The sequence below is a fragment of the Thermonema sp. genome (genome assembly GCF_026003375.1).
In the GTDB taxonomy this organism is placed as follows: Bacteria; Bacteroidota; Bacteroidia; order Cytophagales; family Thermonemataceae; genus Thermonema; species Thermonema rossianum.
This window is the reverse complement of sequence record NZ_BPHD01000001.1, coordinates 110,810-129,277: the sequence shown is the minus strand read 5'-3', so window position 1 is coordinate 129,277 and position 18,468 is coordinate 110,810. Positions and strand designations below refer to the sequence as shown.

At 50.0% G+C, this 18,468-nt stretch carries 14 protein-coding genes; 4 read left to right on the top strand and 10 right to left on the bottom strand.

Annotated features, from left to right (window positions below; genetic code table 11):
* Position 1: 1 nt before the first annotated feature.
* The 4 genes from alr to QVE43_RS00550 form a co-directional block, all read right to left on the bottom strand.
* On the bottom strand, positions 2-1,168 hold the full coding sequence (gene alr / locus QVE43_RS00565; RefSeq protein ID WP_308445285.1) for an alanine racemase: 1,167 nt from the start codon (positions 1,166-1,168) through the stop codon (positions 2-4).
* Positions 1,165-2,307, bottom strand: a complete 1,143-nt coding sequence (locus tag QVE43_RS00560) for an amidohydrolase (RefSeq protein ID WP_288003759.1) — start codon at positions 2,305-2,307, stop codon at positions 1,165-1,167. Before QVE43_RS00560 ends, alr begins: the two co-directional genes overlap by 4 nt.
* Positions 2,285-3,754, bottom strand: a complete 1,470-nt coding sequence (locus QVE43_RS00555; protein ID WP_288003757.1) for a sodium:solute symporter — start codon at positions 3,752-3,754, stop codon at positions 2,285-2,287. Before QVE43_RS00555 ends, QVE43_RS00560 begins: the two co-directional genes overlap by 23 nt.
* Positions 3,755-3,846: 92 nt before the next feature.
* Positions 3,847-4,716 (bottom strand): universal stress protein, encoded by an 870-nt coding sequence (locus tag QVE43_RS00550; RefSeq protein ID WP_288003755.1) that lies wholly within the window; start codon positions 4,714-4,716, stop codon positions 3,847-3,849.
* 196 nt (positions 4,717-4,912) lie between these two features.
* Here QVE43_RS00550 and QVE43_RS00545 point away from each other — a divergent pair, with 196 nt between their 5' ends.
* Positions 4,913-5,320: a hypothetical protein gene (locus QVE43_RS00545; RefSeq protein WP_038030788.1), complete on the top strand. Its 408-nt coding sequence runs from the start codon at positions 4,913-4,915 to the stop codon at positions 5,318-5,320.
* A gap of 51 nt (positions 5,321-5,371) precedes the next feature.
* Here QVE43_RS00545 and mscL read toward each other — a convergent pair whose 3' ends face one another.
* The 3 genes from mscL to QVE43_RS00530 all read right to left on the bottom strand — a co-directional run bounded on the left by mscL (position 5,372) and on the right by QVE43_RS00530 (position 8,134).
* Positions 5,372-5,767 (bottom strand): large-conductance mechanosensitive channel protein MscL, encoded by a 396-nt coding sequence (gene mscL, locus QVE43_RS00540; RefSeq protein WP_038030785.1) that lies wholly within the window; start codon positions 5,765-5,767, stop codon positions 5,372-5,374.
* Positions 5,768-5,876: 109 nt separating this feature from the next.
* A complete protein-coding gene (locus QVE43_RS00535; RefSeq protein ID WP_288003752.1) occupies positions 5,877-7,208 on the bottom strand; it encodes an ABC transporter permease in 1,332 nt (443 codons plus the stop codon).
* Between the two features lie 26 nt (positions 7,209-7,234).
* Positions 7,235-8,134 carry an ABC transporter ATP-binding protein gene (locus QVE43_RS00530; protein ID WP_288003750.1) on the bottom strand — a complete coding sequence of 300 codons (900 nt, stop codon included), beginning with the start codon at positions 8,132-8,134 and terminating at the stop codon, positions 7,235-7,237.
* A 100-nt stretch (positions 8,135-8,234) separates the two neighbouring features.
* Here QVE43_RS00530 and QVE43_RS00525 point away from each other — a divergent pair, with 100 nt between their 5' ends.
* The 3 genes from QVE43_RS00525 to QVE43_RS00515 are packed head-to-tail and all read left to right on the top strand — an operon-like array spanning position 8,235 to position 11,543.
* Positions 8,235-9,065, top strand: coding sequence for a universal stress protein (locus QVE43_RS00525; RefSeq protein WP_288003748.1), 831 nt, complete (start codon positions 8,235-8,237; stop codon positions 9,063-9,065).
* A gap of 44 nt (positions 9,066-9,109) precedes the next feature.
* The gene (locus QVE43_RS00520) at positions 9,110-9,841 is read left to right on the top strand and encodes a hypothetical protein (RefSeq protein ID WP_288003746.1); all 732 of its coding nucleotides are present in this window, start codon (positions 9,110-9,112) and stop codon (positions 9,839-9,841) included.
* A complete protein-coding gene (locus QVE43_RS00515; protein ID WP_288003744.1) occupies positions 9,795-11,543 on the top strand; it encodes a S8 family serine peptidase in 1,749 nt (582 codons plus the stop codon). The genes QVE43_RS00520 and QVE43_RS00515 overlap by 47 nt, the downstream gene beginning before the upstream one ends.
* 525 nt (positions 11,544-12,068) lie before the next feature.
* Here QVE43_RS00515 and QVE43_RS00510 read toward each other — a convergent pair.
* The 3 genes from QVE43_RS00510 to QVE43_RS00500 all read right to left on the bottom strand — a co-directional run bounded on the left by QVE43_RS00510 (position 12,069) and on the right by QVE43_RS00500 (position 18,438).
* Positions 12,069-13,505, bottom strand: a complete 1,437-nt coding sequence (locus tag QVE43_RS00510; protein ID WP_288003742.1) for an MBL fold metallo-hydrolase RNA specificity domain-containing protein — start codon at positions 13,503-13,505, stop codon at positions 12,069-12,071.
* Positions 13,506-13,777: 272 nt separating this feature from the next.
* The gene (gene acs / locus QVE43_RS00505) at positions 13,778-15,697 is read right to left on the bottom strand and encodes an acetate--CoA ligase (protein WP_288003740.1); all 1,920 of its coding nucleotides are present in this window, start codon (positions 15,695-15,697) and stop codon (positions 13,778-13,780) included.
* Between the two features lie 107 nt (positions 15,698-15,804).
* Positions 15,805-18,438 (bottom strand): hypothetical protein, encoded by a 2,634-nt coding sequence (locus QVE43_RS00500; protein WP_288003738.1) that lies wholly within the window; start codon positions 18,436-18,438, stop codon positions 15,805-15,807.
* Positions 18,439-18,468: the final 30 nt, after the last annotated feature.

Sequence of the window (18,468 nt, the reverse complement as noted above, 5' to 3'; positions counted from 1 at the left end):
TTTAGTCCACAACCCGGCGGGGAATGCTGTGGGGCAAGCGTACCAATAGTTCATAATTAAGCAGGCGGCTATAATCGCCTAAGGAAGCAACGGTAATTTCTTGCGTGCCCTGCTTGCCTATGAGCACGACCTCCTGCCCTTTTTGCACCTTATCCAAAGGAGTTACATCCACGGCTATCATGTTCATGTTCACGGTACCCACCACATTCAAGCGGGTTTGCCCAATCAACACCTTTCCCCGGTTGCTGAGCGAGCGGCTGTAGCCATAGCCGTAGCCTACCGGCACAATGGCTATGCGTGTGGGTTTATTGGTAAAGAAAGAATTGCCGTATCCGATAAACTCGCCGGTCTTCACATCTTTGATGTCCATCACGCGGCTTTTCCAGCTGATGACCCGCTGCAAAGGGTTTTCGTAGCTCTTTTGTTTGCTCAAATAGTGCACCCATATTTCCTCCGTGGGAAAAAAGCCATATTGCATGATGCCCACGCGCACCATATCGAGCCTCGTCCGGGGATAACGGATAGTAGCCGCCGAGCTTGCCATATGAAATGCAGGAGAAGGCGAAAAACCCAAAGACTCTACCCAGGCTTTTATTTTTTTGAACCGCTTTTGTTGGTCGGTTATGCGCTTATAGTTGGCAATACTCTCGGCGCCTGCCAGGTGCGTGCATACGCCCCGCAGGTGTAAATACACGGCATGCGCCTTGATAAAACGAAAAACGCGCTTGAGCTCCTCTTGTTCGAATCCTGTCCTGTGCATGCCCGTTTCTACCTCTACGTGTATTTTGGCAGCCCGTCCCGTCTTTTTAGCTGCGGCAAGGGCTGCTTCCAGCCGTCCCCATTCAAAAACAAAGAACTCTATACCTTCTTCTACGGCCCAAGGCAGGTCGTGGTGCTCTATCATCCCCATAATCATAATGACAGCCTGATGCCCTGCCGGCAAAGACTGTTGCACCTGCCAAGCCTCCCGGGCGTCGAAGGTACTAAAATGTCTGGCGCCCGCCTCGTAAGCCAAGGGGCAATAGGTTTCAATGCCGTGCCCATAGGCATTGCCCTTCACCACCAAAGAAAGCTGTACCTGCTCGCCTATCATGTTCCGTATAAATGCCATGTTGTTGGCTATGGCAGAGCGCGAAATCTCTATATAAGAAGTGGCTTCCGGCATCATAAGCCCACTGTTTGACGGACGATCTGCTCAAAAACAGCCACGCCGGCAGGTATCAACTCATCGGGAAAGTCATAATCCGGATTGTGCAAAGCCGGCGTTTCCTTGCCGGCGCCCAAGCCAAACATAGCACCTTTGTAGCAACGGGTAAACAAACCGAAGTCTTCGCCCCATTTGAAGGGCACCGCCGCTTGCATGAGCTGAAGCCCGGCTGTTTGCGCTGCCTGCCGCACCTTTGCCACTGCGCCGGGATGGTTATGGTTGGCATGAAACACCTGTGTCCAGGACAGCTCATATTTCAAACCATAGGCAGCAGCCAGTTGCTTTACAAAAGCATGCAAAGCATCGCTTTTTTCCTTCATGAGCTCCGAAGACCAGCTTCTTAAAGTCAAATGCACTTCACCATAACCTGCCGAAATACCGTAGGCTTTTTCCCCCAAGGTGGCATAGACGGGGGTAAGTAAAAAAAAGTCATCGGCGGCGGGTTCGTTATGGGTGTGCTGCTGTGCATACTGTAACAGGGCAGCTATGGCGGGGGCAGGATTGATGCCATGCTCCGGTTCTGCCGCATGCGAAGTTTTTCCCTTCAAACAAATGATGGCACTTTGCACATGGGCAGTAAAAGCCCCTTCTTTGACAACTACCATTTGCTTTTCGAAGCCGGGCAGGTTGTGTAATGCAAAGACGTAATCTATTTCACCGGCAGGAAAAGCCGGGTCACGCAATACTGCCTCTGCCCCCATTCCGTTCTCTTCTGCCGGCTGAAAGAGCAGCAGTGCCTTTCCCTTAGGCAAGGGCCGGGCGCTCAACTGCATAGCCAAGCCCAACAAGATGGTTGTGTGCCCGTCGTGTCCACACTTATGCGATACGCCCTCATAGACAGAGCGGTGCTCAAAGTCATTGATTTCCTCGATAGGCAAGGCATCTATATCGCCGCGAATAAGCACGACAGGCCCTTCTTTGCCGCTATCAAAAACAGCCAACAGGCCGGTACCGGCTACGTCTATGCATTGTGCGTGTGTCTCTGTATTTAAAAACTGCTTGATGCGTCCTTGTGTTTCCCGCTCATGCCCCGACAGTTCGGGGTGTGCATGCAGCATGCGCCGCATACGGATGAGCTTAGTGGTGTCGATACTGTTCATGTGGTGTTTTGTGCTTTGAAAGGTGAATGAAATGTAAAAGAGTAAAGGCAAGTGCTGCCACGCCAATTCCCCAAAAGTTGGCATCCAACCCCCAAGGTAGTAATAACATGCCGGCTTCAGAAAAATAGGACAGCAGCAGCGTGGTTGAACCGCCCAGAATCATAGACACCATGGCCGCCAAAGAAGACGGACGCTTCAAGAACAAGGCGCCCAAAACAGGCACCAGCAAGCCCGAAACCATGAAACTGTAGGAATGCAGCATCAAGCTGAGCACATTTTGCATTTGGGTGGCTAAAAAAACAGCCAACGCCCCTATCAGCAAGGTAGCCAACTGCGAATAACGGATGCTGTGTTTATGCTCTTTGGCTTGGGTGCTCCCCATCACATCGGTGACGAAGTTGCCCGAAGCAGCCATCAGGCAGCTGTCAGCCGTGGACATAATGGCAGAAAAATAAGAAGCCATCAGCAAGCCCATAAAGCCCACCGGGAAAACGTGTACAAGCAACAAGGGCAACCCTATTTCTTCGTCGATAGGCATGCCGGCAGCAAATCCATAATCAGCAAACCAATTTTGCTCATAGGCTGCCCGTGCCAACAATCCCAGCATCACGCCCATGAAAGCCATCAAGGGCCATTCAAACAAACCGGCAATAAACCATGCCTTTTGAGCTGACTGCCTGCTGCGAGCCGCATAAATACGTTGATAGAGTGTCATGCCCACAAACCAAATGGGCACGATGGTAATCAGCCAGTTAAAAAAATCGATAAACTGCAGATTCGACAAATCCATAAAGTGTGGGGGCAGTGTTTTGACTACCTGCTGCCAGCCGCCCAGATGATAGATGCCCAAAGGAATACCGAACAGCAGCAGGCCGGCCATCAAAATAATCCACTGCACCGTGTCGGTATAAATGACTGCTTTCAGCCCACCCAAGACGGTATAAACCACCACAACACTGCCCATGAGCCATACGGCCTGTTGCATGTCTATAGAAGGGAAAGTAGCTGCGGCCAGCTTGGCGCCCGCCAATATCTGCGAGCTGGTGAACCCTATATAGCCTATCAAAGAAATGGCTGCCGCCACCAATGCCACCGCAGGGGTGTAGTAGTGCTTTAACACCTCGGGAAAGCTCAAAAAACGGTGTTTTTTAGCTACCGGATACACTTTGGGAATCAAAAAAACGGCGCTGAGCCATGCGCCCAACAAGCCGGTAAAAAGCATCCAGCTGCCGGCCAAGCCCATGAGAAAACCCAGCCCGCCCAGTCCTATGGAAAAGCCACCGCCCACATCGGTAGCCACCACCGACAGACCGATATGCCAGGAAGCAATCTTTCGCCCGCCCACATAATAATCTTCTTGTGAGTGGTTGCGCATGGAAAAGTAAATGCCCACGCCCAACATAGCCAAAAGATACAAGCAAAAAATAGTGATATCAATCCAATGCATGCCAAGGTTGTTTTTGGTTTCTCTTTATTGGGTAACAAAAAAAGCCGAGCTATGCAAATCAACCTTGGCAGCGACAACGCTTTGCTGTATGACTAATGGTGCCCCTTCCGTTTTTTCAAGTTAAAGGTAAGCACCGAGCGGTGGGCATGCTCTACCACATCTTCGGCAATACTTCCCAGGAAAAGATGCGAGATACCACGGCGTTGATGTGTAGGCACCACTATCAAATCTGCCTGCACATCATCTGCAAAGTTCACAATGCCTTCGTCCTGACTCACATCACAATACACGTGAAGGCCGGCGTGCAAGCCATAGTGCTCTACAAAGCGGCGGTAGGCTTGCTCTATCTCCCGGCTGGTCATGAAGTCGGTAGGCGTATTCACGCGCAACAACAGCAGTTCTGCCTTCAACACTTCCTGCCAGTACTTCAACTCTTTCACGGCCACCTCCGATTCCTCATCGAAGCCGGTAGCAAAAACCATTTTACGCACGCGCTGCGGGTCAAAGTCGCTCTTAATCACAAACACAGGACAAGAAGCATGGCGCACTACCTTGTCGGTGGTAGAGCCAATCAAAGTGCCTTCCAAAGCATCGGCGCCTCGCCCGCCTATCATGATACAGTCGGGCTGTTCTTCTTTCTCATACTCCATAATGATGGGGTAGGCACGCCCCACCTCCACTACTATCCGGTGGGCTACTTTTTGTTTCTCCTCGCCCATCTTTGCCAAGATACGCGTGAGTTCATCATGCGCCCGCTCTACCATGTGCTGATGCAGCTCCTGCTCAATCAAATTGTTCTCGGTGGTAAAAACGGAGGGGGCGTAAAAAGTAGTAGGCACTACCTCCAGCACATGCAAAATAATGACCTCGGCACCGGTGTTTTCTGCCAAGCGAAATGCCCCCCTCAGGGCATGTGTGGCATAATCTGAAAAGTCGGTCGGAACCAGTATTTTTTTCAACATAAGCATTTACCTTTTGGCTTTCTTTGGAATTTAATAAAAAGAAGAGAAACTCTTCTTAACCGGATAAGAAAAAGAAATAAATTTTCAGTCAATTATCCATTTGCACAATTCCTTAATTTTTATTACATTAGAATACGTAGAAAAATTAAAAAAAGAGATTCGCTCATTCTCCCTAAACCTAAAATTTTAAAGAACTATGGACAAGGCAACATTAGAAAGAACCATACGCAGCATCACCGAAGAGTTGAACGGAAACACGCTCGATTATTCAGACAACAACATTATTGCGACCATTCCCTTAGACGAAGGGCGTTATCAAAACATTACGACCTACCTGCTCGACAATGGGAATGGAAGTAAAACCATTGAATTTGCTTCCCGCGTGTGTGATGCAGATGCGCCCGGCATAGACTACCGGCATTGCTTGGAAGTAAACCGTGAACTGGTTTATTCCAAGGTCATTATTCAAGACGGTTACATTCAGTTGGCAGCCTCTCTGCTTGTAGAGCATGCTACACGCGACATCATTAAGGATATCATCATTGAAATAGCCCAGAAAGCAGATGCACTTGAAAAAGAGCTTACGGGCGCAGATGTGCATTAAGTCATGCAACTGCTTTTCATAAAAAAAGGGGATGGTTAACCATCCCCTTTTTTATGCCTTATTTTTCAAAGCATCCCGTATTTCACGCAACAGCAACACCTCTTCGGAAGGTTTGGGCGGTGGGGCTGCCTTCTCTTCTTTTTTCTGAAAGCGATTGTAAACCTTTACTATCACAAACACCGAAAAACCAATGATAAGAAAGTCCACAACGGTTTGTATAAAAGCCCCATAGTTAAGCGTAACGGCAGCCTGCTCACCGGCAGCCTCCTTGAGCGTCCACTTCAAATCGGCAAAATTGGTATTGCCCAGCAACAAGCCAATGGGCGGCATCAACAGGTCATTGACCAGTGAGCTCACTATTTTATTGAAAGCAGACCCAATAATGACGGCAACAGCCAGGTCAAGCACGTTGCCGCGCATGATGAATTTTTTGAATTCTTTAAGCATAGCGTATTGTTTTTATTGCAAATGATACTCTTCTGTTTTCGACTACATACGTAGCATTCACGGCAAGGGTTCCCGGCAAAAGGCGACAAAAGAAAGCCGCGGGCTTTGCCTACCCTCTTATCATCCACTTCCACAAGTCTTTATAAGACGGCTTTTTACCATAAGAAAGAATCCCGATGCGATAGATGCGGGCTGCCAGCCACGTAACCAGCAAAAAGCCTACGACCATGCAAGCCATGGACGTAATCAGCTCCCAGCCCGGCACTCCATAGGGCAAGCGCACCACCATAATAATGGGCGAAGTAAGCGGAATCATGGACAACCAAAAAGCCAACTGCCCGTCGGGATGGTTCAACACGATTTGAGCCATGATAAAAGCCAAAATCAAAGGTATGGTAACCGGCAAAGTAAACTGCTGCGCGTCAGATTCGCTATCTACGGCAGCCCCCACTGCGGCAAACAGAGAGCTGTACAAAAAGTAGCCGCCCAGAAAGTAAAACAAGAAGCCGAATACCACCTGTGCTATGTTCAAATCCATGATGGTTTGGAATACAGCCCCCATGCTCCCGGCAGCTACTTGCGAAGCTTCGGGCATGGCTGCGCCCCCACCCTGTGCATTGTTCTGCATGGCGGTTGTCCATTCGGCAGGCATCAGGAACGTGGCCACCTGCACCAGCACAATGGTGAGCACTATCCACAAAGCAAACTGAAGCAAGCCTACCAAGCCAATGCCCAATACTTTGCCCATCATCAGCTCTATGGGGCGCAAAGTGGAAATAATCACTTCTACAATGCGGTTGGTCTTTTCTTCGATAACCCCCCGCATCACCTGAGCGCCATAGATGAAAATAGAAAGGTAAATCACAAATGAAAGAAACATACCTATGCCAAAAAGCACACCGGAATTGGCTGCCTTTTCCTCCCCTTCTTTGGAAAGCACCAGCGTATGAGCCCGCAATTTCACCTTGCTTTGCGCAAGCACCTCTTCGCGAATACCCGCCTCCAACAGTCTGATTTCTTCTATACGCTGCTGAATGGCTTTCACAATGCTGCTTTCTTCGGCTAACGAAAGTGCTTTTTTAGAAATGATTTTCACCTCCGGCTGTGCCGGTTCTGCGGGCCGGACAGACAGATACACAAACACGTCGGCTTTATCGTATTCCTTGAATTGCGCGACACGTTCTTTATAATCACCTTCTATGATATTGAAAACAAGGCTTTTGGAGGTATCGATTTGCCCTTGCAGCAAGTTGCTTTCATCGAGCACCATCACGCGCAATGCTTCCCCCTCCGAGTCGGCATACATCATGGACAACACCGGCGGCAGAACCATCAAAGCCACAATGAGCAAAGGGGTCAAAAAGGTGGATATCCAAAAAGCTTTGGTGCGCACACGTGTGCTAAATTCGCGATGAATAACTATGCCTGTTTTTCCTAACATATCTTTGTATTTGTTTGAGTCGTAAACTAAGAAACCAACTTAATGAAGATGTCCTTCATGGAAGGCAGCACTTCTTCGAAGTGAACCACTTGCCCCTTATCGATAAGAAAGCGCAAAAGGTCATTGGGGGGCAAATGCTCCGCTCCCTGAATGCGGTACGCCCACAAGCCATCTTCTACCGTTTTTTTATCCAACAGGCTAAAGCCTTCCGGCAAGGCTTCTATGTCGGCAGCCATGTGTACTTCGAACACGTGTTCCTTAAAACGCCGGCGAATTTCGCGCGTCGAACCATCCAACACTTTTCGCGAAGCATGCAGCATCACCACATGCTTACAGAGCTCTTCAACTGACTCCATGCGGTGTGTGGAAAGCATAATGGTTGTGCCCTGCCGGTTCAGCTCTAAGATTTCATCTTTGACTATTTCGGCGTTCACGGGGTCGAAGCCCGAAAAGGGCTCATCTAAAATCACCAAGCGCGGGCGGTGCAGCACCGTAGCAATAAATTGCACCTTTTGCTGCATTCCCTTCGACAGCTCTTCCACTTTCTTATTGCGCCACTTCATCAGTTCGAAGCGCTCCAGCCAATGCCTGATTCTTTGCTTTGCCTCTTTGGCCGGCAGCCCTTTTAAACGAGCCAAATACAACAAATGCTCTTCCACCTGCATTTTTTTATACAGCCCCCGCTCTTCGGGCAAATACCCCATTTGTTCCAAATGCTGCCTTTCCATAGGCTGCCCATCAAAAAGCACCCGGCCGGCATCGGGCAGAATAATTTGATTGATGATGCGAATCAAAGAAGTTTTGCCGGCGCCATTCGGTCCCAACAAGCCTACAATAGAAGCATGGGGCACCGTTAGCGACACGTCGTCAAGGGCTACATGCCCCTCATATGCTTTTTTGATGTGTTCTGCTTGCAATAAAGTCATAGATGCACTTTTTGTTTAAAAAACGTTTTTTGAGCTTGGTCATTGCTTACATACCGATCAATTCATTATCTTTAAAGAAAAACTAAATATAGTACAAACCATGAAAAAAATATTGGTACCCACCGATTTTTCAGAGCACGCACAAAAAGCATTGGACTTTGCCGTTTTCATAGCTCAACGCTCCGGTGCTTCCCTTATCTTGCTTCATGCCTACCACATTCCCTACCGCACCAGTGAGTCTATGATGGCATCGAATAAAATCTATGAAGTACTGAAAGAAGATTCAGAAAAGAACTTGGCGGACTTGCAAGCTAAAATCAAGCAAGCCCACCCTCAATTGACCGTAGAAACCGTGTCGCACCGGGGCGATGTAAAAAACTACATTACTCATCAATCCCGGGATTTCGATTTGATTGTCATGGGCACCAAAGGCACTTCGGATTTTGAAAATGTAGTCTTTGGAAGCACCACCGCGGCCGTGCTTAACCATGCTGCCTGCCCTGTGCTGGCTGTGCCCGCGCAAGCACGCATCTCGCAGATTCAACGCCTGGCTTATGCCAGCAATTACGAATCTCACGACATAGAAATCATTGACCGCCTGCGCGAGTTTGCACTCATATTTGGCGCCGAGATTCACGTTGTGCATTTTGTAGAGCCCGAATTCGATGATTTTGAAGAGCTCATTCGTTATCGTGGATTTGAGATAATTCTAAAAGAACGCATTGCTTACCCGCATCTTTATGTACATAAAGTAACAACCGAAGACTTTGACAAAGGGCTTAATGAATTTACCGAAAAAGAAAACATTGACCTCTTGTCCATGCTGACACACAAACGCAGCTTCCTGGAAAAACTGTTTTTACCCAGTTTGACCAAAGAAGTCGTGATGCACTCGCCCATTCCTGTCTTGGCATTTCGCAGCAATCGGTAAAATTTTGTATATTATGGCTTAACACGGTTCAATATTTTCATTGAATGAGACAAAAGCGTTTTTTTCTTTTGACAGCCATTGTTTTGCTTTGGTGCTCAGCATGCGAGCGGACGGTGGAACCCGTCCCCGCTTTGCTGGGCTATGATTATTACCCCCTGGAAACGGGCTTCTATCGCATTTATTTGGTAGAACGCACAGACTATGCCTCCAATGGCGGTACAACCCAAAGCACTTACTATTTGAAAGAGTTGATTGCCCGCACCTATCTTTCAGAACAACAAGATACCATCTTTGAAATAGAGCGTTATTTATCGAACCAATACCCCAACGGCAGCTGGCAAATAGACTCCGTATGGGCGGCCTACCGTCTTCCGCAGCATGTGGTATCGGTTGAAAACAACCGCCCTTTTGTGCGTCTTGCTTTCCCTTTGGAACAAGGCAGAAGTTGGAATATGAATGTGTATAACAGCTTGCCCGAACGCCTTGCCCGTATTGACTCTTTCAATGTCAGCCGGTTGGTAGAAGGCGTCCAATACAGTCCTGCCTTGCGTGTGCTGGAAGCAGCCGACTCCAACCTCGTCACTAAAGAATACAGCTACCGCTACTATGGCAAGGATATTGGTATGATAGAAAGTTATGAAGAAAATCTGCGTTATAAAACAGACCCGCCTTATACCGGGCAAGGCGTGATAGATTTCGGCTTTATCGTTCATTTTAAATTAGTGGATTATGGAAAGCAAGCGATGGATAATCAAACGAGGGCTGCCGTTCCTTAGCCTCTTTTGGGGACTTTGCTGGCTGCTTGCCGGCAGCAGTGCCGCTTATGCCCAAAGCAACTCGAACATCAATTATTACTTCATTCCCTTTACCGACAAAAGCAATACCCCTTACAGCGTAACACAACCGGAAGCCTTCCTTTCGGAAAGAGCCATCAACCGGCGAAAAAAACTGGGCATTCCCATCACCGAGCGTGACTTGCCCGTTTCACCTGCTTACATAGAGCAAGTAGCCGGTACCGGCGCCCAAGTGCGCTATGCAAGCAAATGGTTCAATGGTGTAGTAGTAGGCTGCACCAGCGATCAACTCACCGAAATAGAAAAGCTTACCTTTGTCGATATCGAAGGTATCGACTATTTGCGCCCCGGCGAAATCGTTGACCCACCGGGACTATCCAAAGTGCGCAAGAAAAAACAGCATAGCGCCTCTGCCTCCGTCGAAGCGGTCGTGCCACCGCAAGACCTTGCCGAGTATGGCAAAGCCCTCACGCAAAACCAAATGCTTGGTGTGCCTTTCTTGCATATGCAGGGCAAAATGGGCAGCGGCATATTGATTGCCATCTTCGATACCGGCTTCCATAATGTCGATGAGATTGACTTCTTCGAGCATCTTTTTCAGGAAGGGCGCATCGTGGCCACCTATGACTTCGTGGTGGGCGAAACCATGGTATATGAAGATGACTCTCACGGGCGCATGGTGCTGTCCTGTATGGCAGCCTACAAGCCCGGATGGATGATAGGCTCTGCCCCTAAAGCGTCCTTTGCCTTGCTGCGCACAGAAGACGTATCCGGCGAATACCGCATCGAAGAATACAACTGGCTGCGAGCAGCCGAATATGCCGACAGCCTGGGCGCCGACCTCATCAACTCTTCCTTGGGCTACAGCCTCTTCGATGACCCCAACATGAGCTACTCGCAAGAGGACCTCAACGGCAAGACGACCGTCATCACGCGTGCCGCCAACATAGCTGCCGAAGTAGGCATGCTGGTTGTCAACAGTGCGGGCAATGAAGGCAGTGACCCATGGAAGTACATCACAGCCCCTGCCGACAGCCCCACCACATTGGCTATAGGTGCCATCGACGACAAAGGGCATATCGCCTACTTCAGCTCGAGAGGACCGGAATTTTATCCCGGCATTAAACCCGACGTGGTGGGCGTAGGCTATAACACCACCGTCGTAAAAAATGGCTTTGTGGGCAGTTCCAACGGCACCTCCTTCTCCTCACCTACTGTTTGCGGCATGATAGCTTGCCTTTATGAAGCCTATCCGCAACTTACGCCCGAACAATTGCGCACGGCCGTGCGCTTGTCGGGCGACCGCAGCTCCTCGCCTGACCTCACCTACGGCTATGGTCTCCCACATGCACAGCGTGCTGCCGAAGTCATAGAAAAAGATATTCTACGCTCCAAAGAATACGATATTGCCGAGAGCGAATTTCGTATCTATCCCAACCCTTATGACCAACGCCAAGATGTGCTTTTCATTGAATGGGGCAAGGAACTGCGCGGTAAAAATGCCCGGCTGCAGATTATCAGCAGCGATGGCAAGCTGATGCTGGAGCGAAGCTTCAGCCGGATAGCTCATTTCGGAAGCATAACATTTGAAAGGAAAGAGCGCCCCCTGCCGGCGGGTACTTACTTGGTAAAAGTAAGCATAACGGGACACCCGGTACTAACCCAACGCTTGGTAATAGAGTAGTGCAAACAAGAACTTCCATACCATTCGGGCAGGAGTTGCTGGCGCCCATTGCTATACAGCACGAAGCGCAACCTGTCATCTCGAATGAGTGCAGCGAGTGAGAGTTCTCATTGCACCAAGCCACAAGCAGCAAAATGGATTTCTCACATGCGTTCGAAATGACAAAAAGAAGCACTCGATAACAAAGCAGAGAAAGCAGTTACACAACTGTAATCTGTCATTTCGAACCTCACGCAGTGAGGTGAGAAATCTTAATCTCGTCAAACCAAGTTGCAAGAAGCAAAGAGATTTCTCGCTAACGCTCGAAATGACAAGAGGGGTACTTGAAATGGCAAAGAGAAGTGCTCGATATGGCTAAGAAGAAAAAGTACAAAGAAAAGAGAACAGAAAATACCGGAAAGGATGCCCTAACAACAAAAGAGCCTTTGCTCAAAAATTGGTAAAAGGACAAAAGCAGGTATGGCCAAGACAACAGCAAAATAAGAAAGGGCAGCTACTGTAGCTGCCCTTTGTCTATTGATATCGTTACAATTCAAAAGTTTGCCCCCGCATAGGAATTTCCACATCGCGGAAGCGGCGTTCGTGCAGTAGTTGTTTGAAGGTCTGCATGGAAGACAACTCGCCATGCACCAGAAATATTTTTTTCAAACGCTCCGGGTCTTGGTGCGACACAAAGCGCAAAAGGTCGGCTTGGTCGCCATGCCCGCTGAATACATCAATGCTTTCGATATTGGCAAGCACCTCCACCTCTTCTTTTTCTTTGTGTGCCGTGATGGTCTTGGCGCCACTCAGCAGTTCATGCCCCAGAGTGCCCTCTGCGGCATATCCTACCATCAAAATCGTAGATTGTGGGTTTTGAATATTGGCACGCACGTGGTGCTCGATGCGCCCCCCTTGCACCATGCCCGAAGAAGAGATGATAATGCAAGGCTCGTTCAAATAAGCCAAAGCTTTGCTCTGCTTCAGTTTTTCTACGTACACCAAGTTTTCGAAGTCAAACAGCACGCGGTGCTCTTCATAAAAAGCTTGCGCCTCATCGTTCAACATGTTCACATATTTCATATAGGCGCGGGTGCTGCTGTGCGCCAAGGGGCTGTCGGAAAAGACTTTAATGGGCGGTAGTTTCTTCTTCAAATACAACTTATTGAGTGTAAACAACAGCGCCTGGGTACGCCCTACGCTAAACGCCGGAATAATCAGCTTGCCGGCTTTCGACACACAGGCTTCCTTCACAATATCGAGCAGCACTTCTTCGGGCTCGCCTACGGTGCTGCGTTGTTTGTCGCCATAAGTGCTTTCGCAAATCAGATAATCGACCTGCGGCGGAATAGCCGGGTCGGGCAAGAGCGGATAGTTGTAGCGTCCCAAATCACCGGAAAACAGGATTGTTTTCTTTTCGCCCCGTTCTACCACTTCCAGCAGCACATGCGCAGCCCCCAATAAATGACCGGCCGGCAGCAGGGTAACATGCACGCCCTCGGCAAGTTGAAAACGGCGGTTGAATTGAATAGGGAAAAACTGCTCTTTTGCCCAGTTTACATGCTTCTTCACAAACCATTCTTTGGGCAGTGTGATACCATTTTTAGAGAAAGGCTGACGGTCCTTTTGGCGGCGATACTTCTTCCACTTACGCTCGTGGATAGAAGCCGAGTCTTCGAGCAGCAGCTCCGTGAGTGTCATAGTGGGCGAAGTGCAAACAATTTGCCCTTCAAAACCTTCGCGAATCAGGTTGGGAATGTTGCCCGAGTGGTCAATGTGTGCATGGGTCAGAATGACAGTATTGACCATCGAGGCTTCGAAAGGAAACAAGCGGGACGGATGGGCATCGATGGGGTCTTCGGGTGAACGCTCCCGCTCCATATCAAAACCGCAATCGACCAAAATACGATAGTCGTCGTCGGTCTCAAGTAAAAACATGCTGCCCGTCACTTGACCGGCAGCGCCCCAGAATGTAAGTTTCATTTGCTTTTAGTTTTAAAGTAATCTATTGATTATCAAGTGTTTTCTTAAAAAAAGAAAGAGACACAACACTCCCGTAATGCACCTGCTCTTCTTGGCGGTTGCCGTCTCCGGAAAAGATAATTGTAACCACAAAGTTACGCTATTTGGGGCGCTTGTGCAATTGATTGTAAGCTTGCCGGTGTTTTCATACAAGCGCACAGAAAAAACAGCAAGCCGGCAAAGGCGCTTCCGGGCAACACCTCTGCCGGCAGGGGCGTTTATAGCAAGGGGTACTAACAAATTTCGCTTACATTGCGTGCGCCCTCTATGATTTCATCGACTACTTTCGGATCTAAGAGCGTGGTAGTATCGCCCAGGTTGGAAGTATCGCCTTCGGCTATTTTGCGCAAGATGCGCCGCATGATTTTACCGGATCGGGTTTTGGGTAAACCACTGACAATCTGAATCTTATCGGGGCGTGCTATTTTGCCTATGGCACTCACTACCTGCTCTATCACGTCGGCTTTTAAGGCTTCGGGGTCGCTCACCGGTCCTGCCGGAATTACATAGGCATAAATGCCCTGCCCTTTGACCGGATGCGGATACCCTACCACTGCTGATTCTACGACCATTTTGGACTGGTTGATGGCATTTTCTATTTCGGCAGTACCCAAGCGGTGCCCCGACACATTAATAACATCATCAACACGCCCAATGATACGGTAAAGTCCCTTTTCGTCGCGGCGTGCACCATCGCCGGTGAAGTAATAGCCTTTAAAAGCAGAAAAATAGGTCTGGCGGCAACGCTCGTGGTCGCCATAGGTGGTGCGCAGCATAGAAGGCCAAGGGAATTTAATACAGAGCAGCCCCTCTTTGTTGTTTTCTTCAATTTCTTTCCCATCGGCATCTAACAACACAGGCTGCACGCCGGGCAAAGGCAAGCCTGCATGGGCGGGCTTCGAGTCGTAGATGCCGGCTAATGAAGAAATCATAATACCGCCGGTTTCGGTTTGCCACCATGTATCCACAATGGGGCAGCGTCCCTTACCTATATGGGTGTGGTACCAGTGCCATGCCTCTTCGTTGATGGGCTCCCCTACGGTGCCCAGCACACGCAATGAGTCAAGCGAATAGGGTCTTACATAATCCAAGCCGGCCCCCATAAGCGCCCGTATGGCGGTGGGTGCAGTATAGAAGATATTCACTTGGTGCTTGTCTACTACCTGCCAGAAACGCCCCGCGTCCGGATAAGTAGGCACCCCTTCAAACATGAGGGTAGTGGCACCGTTCAACAAAGGACCATACACCAGGTAAGTATGCCCGGTAATCCAGCCTATGTCGGCAGTACACCAATACACCTCCCCTTCTTTGTACTGAAACACATTCAAGAAAGTGTAGCCTGCATAAACCATATAACCACCCACTGTGTGCACCACACCTTTGGGCTTGCCTGTAGAGCCGGAAGTGTAAAGAATAAACAGCATGTCCTCGCTGTCCATGGGCACTGCGGGGCATTCGTCAGATACCTGTTTTAGTTCTTCGTGCAACCACACATCGCGCCCTTCCTGCATGTTCACCTCCTGCCCCAGTCGATTTGCTACAATTACCCGCTTCACCGAGTCGCACCCCATGGCAATGGCTTCATCAACCACCGTTTTCACAGGCATTTCTTTGGCACCCCGCTTCATGCCGTCGGCGGTAATAACTGCCACTGCGCGGGCATCTTTGATGCGGTCGGCCAGCGCCGAAGCCGAAAAGCCGGCAAAAACGACCGAATGCACCGCCCCGATGCGGGCACATGCCAACACAGCGATGGCCAGCTCGGGAATCATGGGCATATAGATGGCCACGCGGTCGCCTTTTTGAATGCCATTGCGCTTGAGTACGTTGGCAAAGCGGCACACCTGCTCATAAAGCTCCCGGTAGGTCAGGCGAAGGGGCGCTTCGTCCGGGTCATTGGGTTCCCAAATGATGGCTGTTTTGCCGGCATGGCTTTCCAAGTGGCGGTCCAGACAGTTGTAAGTGATGTTGGTCTTTCCGCCCAAAAACCACTTCACAGACGGGGTGTCAAACTCCCATTCAAGTGTTTTCTGCCAGGGGGCAAACCAATGATATTCGCCAGCAATCTCATTCCAGAAGCCCTCCGGGTCTTCTACGCTGCGGCGGTAAGTGCTTTGATACTCTTCGAAGGATTTGATACGAAAATTCATCATGGTCAATTTTATTTTTAGCTCAGCATCTTTCGTATCAATATCCTCAAAAAAGCGGATTAAGTCAATATTTTCTCGCAATTATTCAAAAACCACAGAATCAACGCCACTCACCACACCCAGCGGGCAGAAAGAAGCACGGACAAGGGACGCATTGGATAATAAAGCTCTGACAAGGTATTTTCGGACAAACGGAAAGCACGGTAAGCCTCCACATTCCACAGGTTGGTTGCCTTGATGCCCATTTCCATACGTTTCACACGCCAGGAAGCACTCAAATCGCCCAGCAACAAAGTGGCTGCACTGCCATCACTTTCATTATGTTGCCACCTTACAGAGAAAGCGCCTTTGAAGCTGCCGGCTACATAGTGCAACTTTGAATACCACTCCCATTGATACACGCCGGGTTGTGCCTCTTCATTTAAACGCAACAGGCTGTATGTGTACTGAAATTGCCCCTCATAACGCCATGCGGTAGTTAGGGGGAAGTCAAGCTTTACGCCCCAATCGTGCACTTGGTTGCTGAGCCGCGTTTCAATGCCATTGAAGCGACGCAAGATTGCCTGCCACGACCGTCGGTAGTGCAAACCTACGGAAGCATTAAAGCGGCTCAGGTATTTCCCGCCTTGCATTTCTACTTGCCCCTGCTGCACCGGCACGCGCTCCGGCAACATTTCTGTAATAGCCAGCCGCTCGATGTAACGGCTTTGGGCTTGATAGTTTTGAAAAGCGCCTTGCCCGCTCGCCATCAGGCGCCAGTGAATGCCTTTCAGCAGGTCCGAATAAGCATAGGTAACATAAACAGAAGCCAAGTCGGAAACAAAAGGGCGGTTGCCTTGCACATAAACAGTCCGGTAGTCGTGCAACAAAGGGCGGGGGCTGTAAAAGGTTTCGGCATCGACTTCACGCGCCAAACGAAAGGTGGCATACAATTCGTTGCGAAGGTCTATTTTTTTATGCCACTGGCTCCGGGTTTCGCCGGCAAACAACCATCGTGCTTCTTCTGTGGGCAGGTGCAACCAATAGGGCTTTGCCTGAAAAGCCTGCACCAGCTCGTTGCGTTTACCCCAACGGAAAGTGCGCTTTAGACTCACGCCCGGCTGTATGTATGCCTGTGCCGCCTGCCAGCTCATGGAATCCACCGGGCTTGCTTCGGGCACAAGGCGCTCAAAAGCCGGGTTCAAAGCGGCATAGCCTGCCTGCAGACTACCTTCCATATCCCAAGCCTCTATGCGAAGTGCATACAGCCCTGCGCCCATCCACCGCAAGGGCTGCAGGCGGGCATCCAATCCCTCGTAGGCTTCTCCTCCGTTCCACACCTGCGGGAACAGCCCCGGCCGCAGTGCCAATTGCTCCTGCCCTATCTGCAAACGGCTTTGCCATTGCTGAAAGACAGCCCCGCCGGCAGCAGTAGGGCGCATACGGCTAAAAGCATAGGCAAGCTGAAGGTTGAGTTGTTCCAGCTGTTGCTCTATGGCTTGAGCAGGAAAAGCCACCTGTGCCATGTTCGCATGCCCCTTCACTTCAATATAATGCCGCACAAAAGCGGTAGCGAGGTTCTTTTCCGCCTGTATTTCTGCACGCCACTGATGCCGCTGCTCTTGCCAGCGCTGTGGTTCTACAAAATCGATGGTGTCGGCAGGTAGAAAAAAGCGCTGCCGCGCTTCGGGCTGCCAGTCGTTTTGGTCGAAGCTGTAATGCAGCTTGCTCTTCCATTCCACATCCCGCTCGTTTTTGAGCATGCCGTTGAGTGCCACACTCGCCGATTGGTTGTATAAAAAAAGTTGCGGTCTGAAAGGGGGGCTGTCTTTCACCACACCGTAAACAGAGCGCTCTTGCAAGAGAGAGAAGACATTATCCCAGGTGGCACTGCCCCCTATCACCACTCTTTGCAGCTCACCGGCAAGCTGCTCGCCTGTGTTGTTGGCTTTCAGCAAGTGCAGGCTTTGCCTGCTGCTTCCGAAGCGCATCCACTGCCCGTGGTAGGCACCCAGAATGCGTTGACGGTGGTCGATGCCTGCGGCAACGGTATTGACCACATCGGCTTTGCCCTTGAACTCCTCTTTGAGAATCACATTCATCGCCGGCGCGTCGCTCCTGACGCCCATGCTGTCGAGCATTTTCACCGGTTGATGATTCTCGTACACCTCGATGCGCTCCACAGTCTGTGGGCGCATGTTGCGGCTTGCCAGTGTATAGTTGGCATCCAATAAGTTCAAGCCTTCCACATAGAAACGGTTGATGGCTTTGCCTTTGTAGCGAATGGTACCGTTGTCAAGCACTTCTATGCCGGGCATGCGTCGCAGCACCTCCTCCAGACTGATGTCCTGCTTTTCAAGGAATTGGTTCAGGTCATACACTACCGTATCGGAACGGATTTCCACGGGGCGGTCTTCTATCTTCACCTCTCGAATTTGCAGGGGGGCTTCGCTGAGCCGGACCGTGCGGGGTGGCGGCAACTGCTCAAAAGCAGCGAGCGACAGGCGGCGGGTAGCATAGCCGTAAAAAGAGAATTCCAGCCATGCGTGCTTCAGGCTGTCGGCTATGGAAAGCATGAAGCGCCCTGCTTCGTCGGTGATTGAGTGGGCATAGATTCGCTGCCCGGTAGAATCGGTCAGCAACACATTGGCATAGGGCAAGAGGCTGCGCCGCCGTGTCTTGCACCACGCCCTCCAAGAGACCGTTGGGCATGCAATGCTCCCGGCAAACAGCTTGTCAAAATCAAAGCAAAAAAGTAGGGGCAAAACCGCTTCATTCCATGCAAATGATATGTG

What these genes read in the sequence shown, in the direction of transcription:
- alr (WP_308445285.1), bottom strand. Translation starts at nt 1,168, where the DNA reads ATGATGCCGGAAGCCACTTCTTATATAGAGATTTCGCGCTCTGCCATA.
- QVE43_RS00560 (WP_288003759.1), bottom strand. Translation starts at nt 2,307, where the DNA reads ATGAACAGTATCGACACCACTAAGCTCATCCGTATGCGGCGCATGCTG.
- QVE43_RS00555 (WP_288003757.1), bottom strand. Translation starts at nt 3,754, where the DNA reads ATGCATTGGATTGATATCACTATTTTTTGCTTGTATCTTTTGGCTATG.
- QVE43_RS00550 (WP_288003755.1), bottom strand. Translation starts at nt 4,716, where the DNA reads ATGTTGAAAAAAATACTGGTTCCGACCGACTTTTCAGATTATGCCACA.
- QVE43_RS00545 (WP_038030788.1), top strand. Translation starts at nt 4,913, where the DNA reads ATGGACAAGGCAACATTAGAAAGAACCATACGCAGCATCACCGAAGAG.
- mscL (WP_038030785.1), bottom strand. Translation starts at nt 5,767, where the DNA reads ATGCTTAAAGAATTCAAAAAATTCATCATGCGCGGCAACGTGCTTGAC.
- QVE43_RS00535 (WP_288003752.1), bottom strand. Translation starts at nt 7,208, where the DNA reads ATGTTAGGAAAAACAGGCATAGTTATTCATCGCGAATTTAGCACACGT.
- QVE43_RS00530 (WP_288003750.1), bottom strand. Translation starts at nt 8,134, where the DNA reads ATGACTTTATTGCAAGCAGAACACATCAAAAAAGCATATGAGGGGCAT.
- QVE43_RS00525 (WP_288003748.1), top strand. Translation starts at nt 8,235, where the DNA reads ATGAAAAAAATATTGGTACCCACCGATTTTTCAGAGCACGCACAAAAA.
- QVE43_RS00520 (WP_288003746.1), top strand. Translation starts at nt 9,110, where the DNA reads ATGAGACAAAAGCGTTTTTTTCTTTTGACAGCCATTGTTTTGCTTTGG.
- QVE43_RS00515 (WP_288003744.1), top strand. Translation starts at nt 9,795, where the DNA reads ATGGAAAGCAAGCGATGGATAATCAAACGAGGGCTGCCGTTCCTTAGC.
- QVE43_RS00510 (WP_288003742.1), bottom strand. Translation starts at nt 13,505, where the DNA reads ATGAAACTTACATTCTGGGGCGCTGCCGGTCAAGTGACGGGCAGCATG.
- acs (WP_288003740.1), bottom strand. Translation starts at nt 15,697, where the DNA reads ATGATGAATTTTCGTATCAAATCCTTCGAAGAGTATCAAAGCACTTAC.